The organism is Kocuria oceani, from assembly GCF_029524215.1.
GTDB lineage: Bacteria > Actinomycetota > Actinomycetes > Actinomycetales > Micrococcaceae > Kocuria > Kocuria oceani.
On record NZ_JARAMH010000001.1, the window covers coordinates 66,013 to 78,743 of the forward strand.

General features: G+C 72.7%; 10 protein-coding genes and 1 pseudogene. 8 read left to right on the forward strand and 3 right to left on the reverse strand.

All coding sequences use genetic code 11. From position 1 onward, the window contains the following. Positions 1–291: 291 nt before the first annotated feature. On the reverse strand, positions 292–1,236 hold the full coding sequence (locus PU704_RS00360) for a LysR substrate-binding domain-containing protein (RefSeq protein ID WP_277549659.1): 945 nt from the start codon (positions 1,234–1,236) through the stop codon (positions 292–294). Between the two features lie 123 nt (positions 1,237–1,359). Between PU704_RS00360 and PU704_RS00365 the strand changes: the two genes are divergently transcribed. From PU704_RS00365 to PU704_RS00380, 4 genes and pseudogenes are all read left to right on the forward strand, one after another. Next, positions 1,360–2,553, forward strand: coding sequence for a cytochrome P450 (locus PU704_RS00365; protein ID WP_075872921.1), 1,194 nt, complete (start codon positions 1,360–1,362; stop codon positions 2,551–2,553). 81 nt (positions 2,554–2,634) lie between these two features. Beyond that, a complete protein-coding gene (locus PU704_RS00370; RefSeq protein WP_277549660.1) occupies positions 2,635–2,955 on the forward strand; it encodes a 2Fe-2S iron-sulfur cluster-binding protein in 321 nt (106 codons plus the stop codon). Between the two features lie 2 nt (positions 2,956–2,957). Further along, on the forward strand, positions 2,958–4,205 hold the full coding sequence (locus PU704_RS00375) for an NAD(P)/FAD-dependent oxidoreductase (protein ID WP_277549661.1): 1,248 nt from the start codon (positions 2,958–2,960) through the stop codon (positions 4,203–4,205). Positions 4,206–4,241: 36 nt separating this feature from the next. Continuing rightward, positions 4,242–5,638 (forward strand): annotated as a pseudogene (locus tag PU704_RS00380) (MFS transporter). Between the two features lie 141 nt (positions 5,639–5,779). Here the strand turns inward: PU704_RS00380 and PU704_RS00385 are convergent. Continuing rightward, positions 5,780–7,246: an MFS transporter gene (locus PU704_RS00385; protein ID WP_277549662.1), complete on the reverse strand. Its 1,467-nt coding sequence runs from the start codon at positions 7,244–7,246 to the stop codon at positions 5,780–5,782. A gap of 526 nt (positions 7,247–7,772) precedes the next feature. On the opposite strand from PU704_RS00385, the gene PU704_RS00390 reads away from it, so the two are divergent. Both PU704_RS00390 and PU704_RS00395 read left to right on the forward strand, forming a co-directional pair. Continuing rightward, positions 7,773–8,804 (forward strand): DUF418 domain-containing protein, encoded by a 1,032-nt coding sequence (locus tag PU704_RS00390; RefSeq protein WP_277549664.1) that lies wholly within the window; start codon positions 7,773–7,775, stop codon positions 8,802–8,804. A 380-nt stretch (positions 8,805–9,184) separates the two neighbouring features. Continuing rightward, positions 9,185–9,478 carry a hypothetical protein gene (locus PU704_RS00395; protein ID WP_277549665.1) on the forward strand — a complete coding sequence of 98 codons (294 nt, stop codon included), beginning with the start codon at positions 9,185–9,187 and terminating at the stop codon, positions 9,476–9,478. 247 nt (positions 9,479–9,725) lie between these two features. Here the strand turns inward: PU704_RS00395 and PU704_RS00400 are convergent, their stop codons facing one another. After that, the gene (locus tag PU704_RS00400; RefSeq protein ID WP_277549666.1) at positions 9,726–10,283 is read right to left on the reverse strand and encodes a helix-turn-helix domain-containing protein; all 558 of its coding nucleotides are present in this window, start codon (positions 10,281–10,283) and stop codon (positions 9,726–9,728) included. 92 nt (positions 10,284–10,375) lie between these two features. Here PU704_RS00400 and PU704_RS00405 point away from each other — a divergent pair, with 92 nt between their 5' ends. Together PU704_RS00405 and PU704_RS00410 are read left to right on the forward strand one after the other, a co-directional pair. Then, a complete protein-coding gene (locus tag PU704_RS00405) occupies positions 10,376–11,986 on the forward strand; it encodes an FAD-dependent oxidoreductase (protein WP_277549668.1) in 1,611 nt (536 codons plus the stop codon). A 364-nt stretch (positions 11,987–12,350) separates the two neighbouring features. Beyond that, positions 12,351–12,545, forward strand: coding sequence for a hypothetical protein (locus PU704_RS00410; protein ID WP_075872929.1), 195 nt, complete (start codon positions 12,351–12,353; stop codon positions 12,543–12,545). Positions 12,546–12,731 lie beyond the last annotated feature (186 nt).

The following is a 12,731-nucleotide window of genomic DNA, read 5'->3' on the forward strand; positions in this document are numbered from 1 at the left end:
ATACGAAGTGCTCGGCGCTAGCCCCTCCGTGGAATTCCCCCGGGCTGCGTCGGCAAGCTTCTCCAGGGTCCGGGCCGCCGGCCGGCTGCAGCCTCGCCGGCGCGTCCAGGGCGGCGTCGAGGTCATCCAGCAGGAGGTCGGCGTGCTCGCGGGTGAAGACCGGCGCCATCGGCTGAGGGCGGAGTGCCGGGTTGCGGCGCCGGCATCCGGTCGACGATGTCGGACGGTCACGCACCGCTCGGTCCGCCGCATCCGGTGACCCTGGGCCGCCCGGCCGCACCTGCCCGGCGCTCAGGGGCGTTGCCCGTGGGCCGGCCCGTGCAGGGTCCTCGCCAGGTCCACCATCGCCTCGGCGCGCCGCGACGGGCGGACGTTGGAGTCCCACGCGAGGCAGACCCCCACCGGATGCGGACGTGGTTCCAGGGGGCGGGTCGTGAGGGGCCGGCCTCCCCAGGTGAGGCTGCTCGAGGGATGCTGGACGAGGATCGAGTACCCCAGGCCCCTGCCGACCAGGGATCGGGTGAGTTCGTAGTCGGTGGTGCGGAAGCGCACCTGTGGCGTGATGCCGGCGTGGTCGAAGAGCGTCATGGTGTTCTCCCGGCTCGGCGGCAGGTCCAGGAGGATGAAGGGCTCGGAGGCCAGGAGGTCCAAGGGCAGGGGCTGGTCCTCGTCCTGGGCCAGGCGGTGGTCGGCGGGGAGCACGACCTGCGGGGCGGCCTGGTACAGGCGGTGCACCTGGATGGTCGGTGGCAGGGCCACGTCGTAGACCACGGCCAGGTCGAGCTCGCCGCCGGCGAGCCGGTCCACGAGGTCGGCCTGGCTGCCGCTGACGAAGTCCAGGTCCACGCCGGGGTGCCGCTCGGTGTAGGCCGCCAGCAGCTCGGCCAGCACGGTGGGCGCCAAGGTGTGGTAGCTGCCCACCATGAAGGGGCCACGCAGATCGTCTCCGGTGTCCCGCGCGCGCGACTCCAGGTCCTCGGCCTCGTCCAGGAGGCTCCGGGCCCGGCGCAGCACGTCGTGCCCGCTGGTGGTGAGGGTGACGCCGTGCGCCCGCCGCCGGACCGTGAGCTGGGTGCGCAGCACGCGCTCCAGCTCGTCCACGGCGCCTGAGACCGCTGAGGGGGAGACGCGCAGCTGCTCTGCCGCAGCGGTGATGCTGCCGTGCTCGGCCACGGCGACGAAGCAGAGCAGCTGGCGCAAGGTGTAACCGACGAGCCGCACCCTCTTCCCTTCCACGGTTTTTCTGAGGAATATAGACCGATCTTTGTCCTTTTCCCATGTTGTGCGCCGAGTCACACTGGGAAAAGTCCAGGTCCGGCCCGTTGTCGGTCCCAGCCTTCCGCGAAGGAGACCATCACGATGACGAGCACCGCCCCTGAAGCCGTTGACTGCCCCACCGCTGACTGGGTCACCATCCCCGACCTCTACCGTGATCCGTTCCCGATCTACCGGCGGATGCGCGCGGAGGCCCCGGTGCACTGGGTGCCGGCGGTCAACCGGTACATGGTGACCGACTACGCCGCCTGCCACACGATCGAGCAGGACGCCGAACGCTTCAGCGCCGACGAGACCGATTCGCTGATGAAGCGCTCGATGGGGCACTCGATGCTGCGCAAGGACGACCCCGAGCACAAGGTGGACCGGGACTCCTACGGCGCCACCCTGCGGCCGAAGACCATCAAGCAGCACTGGAACGCGATCTTCGCCACCAACAACCGCACCTACCTGGACGAGCTGAAGGCCAAGGGCCCCGGGGCGGACTTCGTGTGGGACTACGCCGCCCCCTACGCGGCGGAGAACCTCCGGCTGATCTGCGGGTTCCACAACGCCACGCAGCAGGACCTGCAGCGCTGGAGCCAGACCATGATCGACGGCACCGGCAACTACGCCGACGACCCGGAGGTCTGGGCCAGGAGCGAGACGTCCTCCGCGGAGGTCGACGCGGCCATCGACGAGATGCTGCCCCACCTGGCGCAGAACCCCGATCACAGCCTGCTCTCCGGGCTGTCCTCGATGCCGATCCCGCTGGAGGCGATCCGCGCCAACCTGAAGATGACCATCGGCGGGGGCCTCAACGAACCGCGCGACGTGCTCTCGACCATCGTCTGGGCGCTGCTGACCCACCCCGAGCAGCTGCACAAGGTCCAGCAGGATCCTGCCCTGCACCTGGCCGCGTTCGAGGAGTCCGTGCGCTGGGTCGCCCCGATCGGCATGTACCCCCGCCAGGTCGTGGCCGACACCGTCCTGGAAGGGGTCCGGCTGCCCGCCGGGGCCCGTCTGGGCGTGGTCATCGGGGCGGCCAACCGCGACCCGAGGATCTGGGACGATCCCGAGACCTTCGACGTCTTCCGCCCCAAGCGCCCGCACCTGGCCTTCGGCGGCGGCGCCCACTTCTGCGCCGGCACCTGGGTCGCCCGGGCCTCCGTCGCCCAGATCGCCATGCCCGCCGTGCTCGCCGAGCTGCCCGGCCTGCGCCTGGACCCCCAGGACCCGCCGGTGGACGCCGGCTGGGTCTTCCGCGGCATGGTCCACATGCCCGTCCACTGGGACTGACCCCACCCGCGCCGCCCCGCACCCCCCCAGATCCGCTCACCTTGTGATCCGTTCACCGATCGATCCGCACCAGGAGTTCCCATGCCCACGATCACCTATCACCAGCCCAGCGGGGCGGCCCGCACCCTCACCGTCGAGGAGGGCACCTCGGTCATGCGCGCCGCAGTCGTCGCGGGCGTGCCCGGCATCGTCGGGGAGTGCGGCGGCCAGGCCATGTGCGCCACCTGCCACGTCTACGTCCGCCCCGGCGCCGAGGAGCTTCCGCCGATCGGTGAGGACGAGGACGAGATGCTCGACTGCACGGTGGCCGAGCGCACCGACCGGTCCCGGCTGGGCTGCCAGGTGAGCGCCGGCGGCCGGCTGCAGGACCTCGAGGTCGACGTTCCCGCCGAGCAGGTGTGACCATGAACGCCGAGCACAGCCGGCCCGGGGTCGTCGTCGTCGGCGGCGGCCACGCCGGGATGCAGGCCGCCGAGTCCCTGCGTACCGAGGGCTACGAGGGCCCCGTCACGGTGGTCGTCGACGATCCCCACCCGCCCTACCAGCGGCCGCCCCTGTCCAAGGACTACCTCGGCGGCAGCCACGCGGCACCCCTGCCCCTGCGCGGCCCCCGCTTCGCCGCGGAGCACCGCATCCACCTGCGCACCGGCGTGAGCGCCACCGGGATCGACCGGCAACGGCGCACCGTCCACCTCGACACCGGCGAGGAGGTGCCCTACACGCACCTGGTCCTGGCCACCGGTGCCGCCAACCGGCGGCTCACCTGCCCGGGTGCGGAGCTGGACGGTGTCCACGGCCTGCGCACCCTGGCCGACGCCCAGCGGCTGAACGCCGAGCTGGCCGCAGCCCGCCGGGTCGTGGTCGTCGGGGCCGGGTTCATCGGCCTCGAGTTCGCCGCCGGCGCCCGGGCCCGCGGACTGGCGGTCACCGTCCTGGAGTTCGCGCCACGGCCGATGGGCCGGGCCGTCAGCCCCGTCACCGGGGACTGGTTCGCCCAGGCCCACATCGCCTCGGGCGTCGACCTGCGCCTGGGCGAGGGCATCGACCGGTGCGAGGGCACCGGCCGCGTCGAAGCCGTCGTGTCGACCACCGGGGACCGGTATCCCGCCGACCTGGTCGTGGTCGGCATCGGCGTAGCACCCAACACCGCACTGGCCGGGGACGCGGGGCTGGAGGTCGACAACGGCGTCGTCGTCGACGCGTCGCTGCGCACCTCCGACCCGGCGGTGCTCGCCGTCGGGGACTGCGCCAGCTTCCCCAGCGTGCACGCCGGCGTCCGCAGTCGGCTGGAGTCGGTGCAGAACGCCACCGACCAAGCCCGCCATGCCGCCCGCACCATCCTGGGCCGCAGCGCCGACTACACCGACCTGCCGTGGTTCTGGAGCCAGCAGGGACCGTGGAAGCTGCAGATCGCCGGGCTGTACCGGGCCGGTGACCACACCGTGGCGCGCGGAGACCCCACCGCCGGGAAGTTCTCCGTCTACTGCTTCCGCGACCGCGCCCTGGTCGCCGTGGAGTCGGTCAACCGCCCCGCCGACCACATGACGGCGCGCAAGCTCATCAATGGGCAGGTGCCGCTGACGCCCGCACAGGCCGCCGATCCCGCCCTTGATCTCAGAGCCGTCGCCCACGCCGCCACGATCGCGGCCTAGAACCGGCCCGGCCAGCCCAGAAACGAGACCCGCACCATGCCCGAGAACCCCAGCCGTGACGCCGGCGCCAACCAGCGGCGCGTCGTCGCCGCCACCATCGTGGGCATCACGATCGAGTGGTACGACTTCTTCATCTACGCCACGGCCGCCGGACTGGTCTTCGCCCAGCTGTTCTTCGAACCGGCCGGGCCCAGATCGCGCTGCTCCTGGCCTTCGCCTCCGTCGGCATCTCCTTCCTCTTCCGCCCCCTCGGGGCCTTCCTGGCCGGCCATTTCGGTGACAGGATCGGCCGCCGGGCCATCCTGGTCATCACCCTGCTCCTGATGGGCGGGGCCACCTCGGCCATCGGGCTCCTGCCCACCTACGAGACCGCCGGTGTGGCCGCCCCGATCATCCTGCTGCTGCTGCGGATCCTCCAGGGTGTGTCGGCCGGCGGCGAATGGGGAGGCGCCGTGCTGATGGCCGTCGAGCACGCCCCGGCCCGCCGGCGCGGACTCATGGGGGCCTGTCCCCAGATCGGCGTGCCGCTGGGGATGCTGCTCGCCTCCGGCGTCATGGCCCTGATGACGGGGTGGATCGCACCGGGCGAAGCATTCCTCGCCTGGGGCTGGCGGGTGCCGTTCCTGCTGAGCATCGTGATGATCGCCGTCGGCTACTTCGTCCGCCGCTCCGTGGACGAGTCCCCCGTCTTCGAGCAGATCGCCGTCCGCAAGCAGCAGACCAGAGTGCCGATCGCCGAGCTGTTCCGCAAGCACTGGATCCTGGTCCTCCTCGCCGCCCTGGTCTTCGCCGGCAACAACGCCGCCGGCTACATGACCACCGGCGGGTTCATCACCAGCTACGCCACCGACCCGAGCGGACCGGTGGGGCTGGATCGCACCCCGGTGCTGCTGGCGGTGACCGCCAGCGCGGCGCTGTGGCTGGTCTTCACCCTGCTCGGAGGGTGGCTGTCCGACCGGATCGGACGCCGCAGCACCTACTTCGTCGGCTACGGATGCCTGATCCTGGCGACGTTCCCGCTGTTCGCCCTGGTCGACACGGGCCGGATCGAGACGCTCTTCCTCGGGCTGGCGCTCTTCACCGTCGGGCTGGGCCTGACCTACGGCCCCCAGGCCGCGTGGTACTCGGAGATCTTCCCCGCCCCGGTCCGCTTCTCCGGGGTGTCGATCTCCTACGCCCTGGGCGCGATCCTCGGTGGGGCCTTCTCCCCGCTCATCGCCCAGGCGCTGGTCCAGGCCACCGGCGGGACCACCGCGGTCGCCGTCTACCTCATCGGCATGGCCGCCCTAGGCATCCTGGCCACCAGCCTGCTCCGCGATCGCAGGGGCATCGACCTGGGCATCGACAACCAGGCAGCCCAGGAGCAGGGAGCCACGATCCTGGAGCGTGCGCGACCCTCCGCGGACCGGGCGGACGTGCCGGCCGTCCCGTGAGGCCGTGGGCCACGGTGGGGCGGTTCGGGGCACCCGGTCCGTCCCGCCGCCGTCGGCCGCCGTCGACGCCACGGACCGAGGGCCCCGCCATTCCGCGGTGCAGGAACATCCCGGGTGCCGCATCCGGGAGGCCGCCCGGGGTCAGGCTGTACCGGTGCTGTCCCGCCGCCGGTGGCGCAGGTCGACGACGCCCACGGCGAGAGCGCAGAGGATGATGAGCCCGATCAGCCCGAAACCGGCGGTGATGGCCTGGGCCCAGTCCGAGCGGGGCAGCACGGTGAAGGACACCGCGGTGATGACGGCGATGCCGATGGAGGTGCCGATGCGCTGACCCGTCTGCATGATGCCGCCGGAGCTGCCGGCGTACTCCAGGGGGACTTCGGCCAGGGTAAGGGTCTGGTTGGGGCTCACCACCGCGCCCTGTCCCAGCCCGACGAAGGCAAGGGTGGCCAGCAGCCACCACTCACTGCCGATCCCGTGGTCCTGCAGCTCGATGACGAGCACGCTCAGCGCGAGGCCGAGCAGCACGCTGAGCATCCCGCCCACCACGACCTTCCGGCCGAGCCGGAGCACGTGACGGCCGGCCCAGTTCGCCGCCAGGGCGCTGGCGAGGGCGTTGGGCAGCCCGATCAGCCCGCTCTCCAGCGCGGTGTGCCCCAGCCCCTGTTGCATGTACAGGGCCAGGAGCACCCACACACTGGTGACGCCGAGGAAGTAGAGGCCGATCAGGGTCGAGCCGTAGGAGAAGCTGCGGACCCGGAAGATCGCCAGATCGACCATCGGACTGTGCCCGCCGGCCTTGTACCGGCGCTCCCAGCGCACCCACACCAGCAGGAGCGCGGCACCGACCGGCAGCAGCGCCCACCACCAGGCCGAGACCGCGGCCCTCGCCTCGATGAACGGCAGCAGCAGGGCCAGGACCGCCAGCCCCAGCAGGAGGGCCCCCACGGGGTCCAGCTCGGACAGCGCCTTTCCCGCCGTGCGTCCGCGGGGGAGCTTCAGCAGCGGCCGCGGGAACCACGCCAATGCCAGGGCCAGGGCGAGCAGGCCCACCGGCACGTTGACGAAGAACATCCAGCGCCATCCGTCGGCAGTCCCGCCCAGGTGGATGAGCAGGCCGCCGAGCAGCGGCCCGACTCCCACGGAGATGCCCACCATGCTGCCGAACATGCCGAAGGCCCTGCCCCGCTCCGGCCCGCGGAAGTACTGCTGGATCATCCCCACACCCTGCGGATTGAGCAACCCCGAGCCGAGGCCCTGGACGAACCGGGCGACGGTGAGCACCACCGGGTCGCCGGCGAACCCGGCCGCCAGCGAGGCGAGGGTGAAGATGACGACACCGAGGATGAACAGGAAGCCGCGGCCGAAGATGTCCCCGGCTCGACCTGCTGCCACCAGCACCACCCCGAAGGTGAGCGCGTACCCGGAGAGCACCCACTGGATCTGGGCCTGACTGGCTCCCAGACCCTGTTGGATCGACGGCAGGCCGACATTGACGATGCTCACCCCCACCAATGACATGAAGACGGCCACGAGCAGCACCGCCAGGACGCGCCACCGATCCGGACCGGGCTCGGCCGCGCCCCGCGCCTCGTGCCCTGAGCGCATGCGCTGGGTCGACGTTCCCTGGGCCGATGTTTTCTGGGCCGATGTTCCCTGGGTGGCAGTCCCTGCCGGCCTGTCAGCAGGACACCCGATCGCGTCGGCAGCAGCGTCCGCATCGGAGCGCGAGCGAGGGTCCATGCCGCAACCACAGTCCTTCCGGGGGTACTCCACTCAGCAGGGGGTCTGCCCAGCGTAGACCCGCGGCCGGAACCTGCAGTCCGGCGTCCCGCGCCACGGCAGCACCCGAGCGACCCGGTGGACCACGCATCGGCGCATTCCCGCGGTCTCGCACCGGACGGCGGGTGCCGGAGCGCCGTCCTCGGGGGCGTCGCGCGTTCGCCACCCGGGCGCTGCGGGGCTCGCAGAATCTTAGGGAATCTTGAGGATTGCGCAACGCGAGCGAAAGGTGCGGCAGAGATCCTGAACGGAGGCAGGACATCGGATGCGGCTCGGGGCGGGGCCCCGGGGCGTGCCGGGGAGATCGGGGGAGCCCATGAGCTGGACGGCCAGAGCGGAAGGTTCCGCCCCGGTGGGTGCCGCGGGTGGCGCCCCCCGGCCCCCGGGGTGGGTGGCGGGTCTCGACGCGACCCGCGGGCTGGTGCTGATCGGACTGATCTGCGTCGACGTCCTGCCCCAGGCCGTCCGCGGGGCCCACGGGGCGAGCTGGGTGTCCCTTGTCCTCCCGGGGTCTGCGGCGGCGCTGGTCGCCCTGCTGGCCGGGGTGGGGCTGGCGCTCGGCTGCGGGGGCCGGTTCCCGCACGAGGGCCGGTGGCTGGCCGCCGACCGGTTGGGGACGGCTGTGCGGGCCGTGCTGGTCGGCGGGGTGGGCCTGGGGGCCGGGGCGCTGCTGCCCGAGGACGTCCCGGCGGGCGAGGTCCTGGTCTGCTACGGGCTGCTCTGTCTGCTGGCGATCCCGTTCCTGCACCTGTCGGCGAGGGCCCTGTTCCTCGGCGCGGCGGTCTGCTGGGTCGTGGGTCCGCTGCTGGTGGCGGCCCTGCGGGCGCTGCTGCCCGCAGCCACCTCCTCCACTGCGGTCGCCGGCGTGCTGGAGGAGCCCGCGGGGGCCGTCGCACCGCTGCTGCTGACCGGTACCTCCCCGGCTCTGCCGTATCTGGCCTGTCTGCTGGCCGGGCTGGGCGTGGGGCGGGTGCGCCTGCGCGACAGGGGGATCCAGCTGCGGCTGCTGGCGGTGGGTGCAGTACTGGTCGTCACTGCCCCGCACGTCGGCCGCCCGCTGGGGACGGTCGCTGCCGGTCTGGGGGCGGGGCTGCTGGTGCTGGGGGGCTGTCTGCTGCTCTCGAGGGGGTCCGGGGCATGGGCGCTACCGCTGTCGGCGATGGGCGCGATGGGCCTGACCCTGTACACCACCCACCTGGTGGTGCTGTCCGTGGGGCTCCGCACCGACCCGTCCTTCCCCTGGTACCTCCTCCACCTGGTGGTCGCAGCGCTGCTCGCCCTGCACTGGCGCCGGGCACTGGGGCGAGGACCGCTGGAGCGGGCGGTCGAGGCGAGCGTGCACGCGACCCGCCGCGCCGTGCTCCGCCGTTCCCACCAAACATAAGCACGGGAGATGAGCACCGGGCAGGAGCACCGGGCAGGAGCACCGGGCAGGAGGGGCCGCCCCCGGCCGTGCTCACCACCGAGGGGCCCACCCTGACGGCTCCGGAGACCACCCCGACATATTTCAAGCGGCGCTTCCGGCCCGGCCTGCCGTTCACTAGGGTCGGCTGCGGGCGAACGCATAGACCCCGCCAGTGCGCCGTCCGCCCCTCCCGAGGTCCTCGCCGTGCAGCAGCACGGCCGGTTCCCCTCGGGCCCCCGTGCTTCCACGGACTCCGTGACGGAGTCGGGAGACCGGGAAACGGAGCACTCCACCGGACCTCTCACGCCTGCGTGGGGGCACCGGCCCAGCACACCACTACAACGACGTAGGGAAGCGCCATGACCACAGCACCCAGCATCCACTCCGGAACGACACCACCGGCACGGCCGGCTCCGCAGGAGATCGACGGCACCAGCCGGGCGACCTGGACCGGGCCCGCCGACCTCGGGGTCGAGAACCTCCGGCGTTCCCCGCACCGGTGGAGTGCCGAGCGGGAACGTCCCGAGGACGACGAGGCGGTCATCACCGCGGTGCTGGCCACCGTCACCCACCGGTCCTTCCGGGAGCGTCCCGAGGACGACGAGGTGATCCTCACCTACACGAGCGAGCCCGCCTGCCGGCACATGAGGTGAGGCCCGCGTGCGCGCTGCTCGGGCCACGCCGTCGCTCGAGCGGCGTGCACCGGCCGGGTGCTCGACCAGCGCGTCGCCGCAGTCCTCGCCCAGCCCGTCGACGAGAGTGCAGAACCCCTAGGACGGGCCCGCACCTGCGACGACGCCCGCCCGCCGGGACCCTGAGATCGGCGTGGGCCCGGCCGGAGCCGTCCGCCGAGCACCCTGCGCGGGGCCGGCGGGCGGCTCCGGCGGTGCCTCAGCACCGTCATGGCTGCGCCAGGTGGGTGTGCATGCGCACGCCTTCACCGTTGAAGATGCTGAGCACCTGTGCGGGGTGCCTGCCCGCGGCGCTCATCGCATGGGGCACGTGGGTGTCGAACTCGGCGGCTTCGCCGCGGACGAGGACCAGGTCCTGCTCGCCCAGCCGGAGCCGGAGTCTGCCCGTGAGCACGTAGAGCCACTCGTACCCGTCGTGCACCCGCAGCTCCGGCAGCGTGTCGACGGGCGGATAGGTGATCTTGTAGGTGTGGATGGCGGCCCCTTCGGGGGCGAGGGGGGCGATGGTGAGCCCGTCGCGACGAACGACCGGGCGGCGCACCCTGGGATCGCGGGCCTCGGGCTGCAGGAGGTCGTCGATGCGGATCCCGAGCTGCCGGGTCAGGGGCACCAGCAGCTCCAGCGAGGCCTGGCGCTTCCCCGACTCCAGCCTCGACAGGGTGCTCGTGGACATGCCGGCCTGTGCCGCCAGGTCCCCCAGGGTCAGGCCGCGGGCGCGGCGTGCCGCCCGCAGCCGCGGCCCGACCTGCTCCAGTTCCCCGCTCACCATGTCTCCTCACGTCCTGCCGGCTTGCCACCATTTTGCCATTTCTGCAAGAACCTTTGCCACAGATCGGGCCTGTTGCGCAGACTCGGTCCATGGACGAGATGCAGTGGGATGTCATGGTGATCGGTGGCGGTGCGGCGGGACTGAGCGCCGCCCTGCTCCTGGGGCGGGCGCGCCGGCGCACGCTGGTGGTCGACGCGGGGAGTCCCCGCAATCGGTTCGCGGAGCACATGCACGGCGTGCTCGGCATGGAGGGGGTGTCGCCGGCCGAGCTGCTCGAGCGCGGACGGGCCGAGGCCTCGGCCTACGGAGTGCAGATCGTCCCCGGGGCGGTGCAGCGGGTGGATCCGACCGGGACCGGGGTCGAGGTGACGCTGGACGACGGTGAGTCGGTGCGGGCCCGGATGGTGATCGTGGCGACCGGGATGACCGACGAGCTGCCCGTGATCCCGGGGCTGGCGGAGCGGTGGGGCAGCACCGTGCTGCACTGCCCCTACTGCCACGGCTGGGAGGTCGCCGATCAGCACCTCGGTGTGCTCACGACCTCACCGCTGGGGCTGCACCAGGCCCAGCTCGTGCGGCAGTGGAGCGACACGGTGACCGTGTTCACGGCGGGACTCGGGCCCCTGGACGCGGCCGCCGAGAACCGGCTGCGGTCCCGTGGCATCGGCCTCGTGGCCTCCCCGGTCGTCGAGATCCTCGGTGGCTCCGAGGCCGTCGACGCGGTGCGCACCGCCGACGGCGCGCTGATCGCGGTCGACGCCCTCTTCACGGCCGGCGCCCCGCGGCCGCACACCGCGTTCCTCGACCATCTCGGCCTCGCCACGACGGACACGCCGATGGGCCGGTTCCTGGCCGTGGACGGGACGGGCCGGACCAGCAACGAGCGCATCTGGGCGGTCGGCAACGTCACCGATCCGGTCCTGACCGTCCCCATGTCCATCGGCGCGGGCGCCCGCACCGGCGGAGCTGTGAACGCGGCCCTGGTCATCGAGGACTTCGACCGCTCCGCCGCCCCCGACCGGGCGGCGGAGCCGGCCCCGGGCGAGTACTGGGAGGACCGCTACAGCTCCGCCGAGCGGATGTGGTCGGGGCGCGTCAACCAGGTCCTCGCCGAGATCGCCGCGGACCTGGTGCCGGGCCGTGCCCTGGACCTGGGGTGCGGCGAGGGCGCGGACGCGATCTGGCTCGCCCAGCACGGCTGGACGGCCACCGGCATCGACATCTCCGGCACCGCGATCCGGCGGGCCACCGAGGCCGCCCGTGCCGCGGGGGTCCCCGCCGAGCGGATCTCGTTCGTCGCCGCCGATCTCTCGACCCTGGGTGAGGGCGGCCGGTACGACCTGGTCACGGCCAGCTTCCTGCACTCGCCGGTCGCCCTGCCGCGCACCGAGATCCTGCGGGCCGCGGCACGCCACGTCGCACCGGGCGGGCACCTGCTGATCACCGGCCACGCCGCCGCTCCCGCCTGGGCGGACCTGCCTCCGGGGCACGAGCCGCGGTTCCGCACGCCTGCCGAGGAGATCGAGGACCTGGGCCTCGACCCGGAGCGGTGGGCGGTCCGCGTCGCCGAGACCCGCCCTCGGCAGGTCACGGATCCGCAGGGTCGGCCGGCGAGCCTCGACGACGCGGTCGTGCTCCTCCAGCACCACCAGCACCACCCAGCGGGTGTTGCTGCGGGATCCGGCGAGCGGCGCCGCTGACACAGGGCGGAGCTCGAGCACGTCGTCGTGTCCGGGCCCGCGGACACCGATGCCCGCACGTACCGCCGCGCCCCCGGCCACGGGCCGGGGGCGTCGTGACCTGGGCGTTTCTCTGTGTCCGTCGGTGAACACGCTTTTGCATGCACAGTTGAGAACCGCACGCCCGGAGTGCTCAGGTGGGGAGGACAGGGCCGAGATCGGGTGGGGACGCCGGCCGGCGTGGGGCTCTGCGGGCGGAGCGGGTACGCCAAAAGATGTGGGCGGGACGCAGTGCGCCGCCCACGGCGCCTCGTCGGGGGCCGGGAAGCAGTCCCCGGGACCGTGGGACCCGCCCGGGCGGCGAGCGGAGAGGAGCCACAGGGACATGGTCTTCGCCGGGATGCTGCTGCTGACGGCGGCCCTGCTGCTCGTCCTCCTCCTGGCCCGTGCCACCGTGCTCGAGACGGTCCGCTTCCAGCGGCTCACCGCGATGGCGGTGCTGGGTCTGATCGTGGTCGCCGCGGCGATGTTCGCGGCCGGCCTCCTCGTGACCGGTGGTGCGGTCCTCGGGCTGCTCTGAGCGTGTCTCCGGCGGCCGCGGTCAGGAGGCGTTCCCGGCAGGCCGGGGCCTTGGCCGGAGCGAACCGGGAGGGCGCCCAGGTGCTCTCCGTGCCGTCGCGGTCTCCCGGCACGGAATCACCTCGATCGGGTGATGCCGGCCGACCGGGGGAGGCGGACAGTGGTGGTGATGGTCAACCCGTCCTGC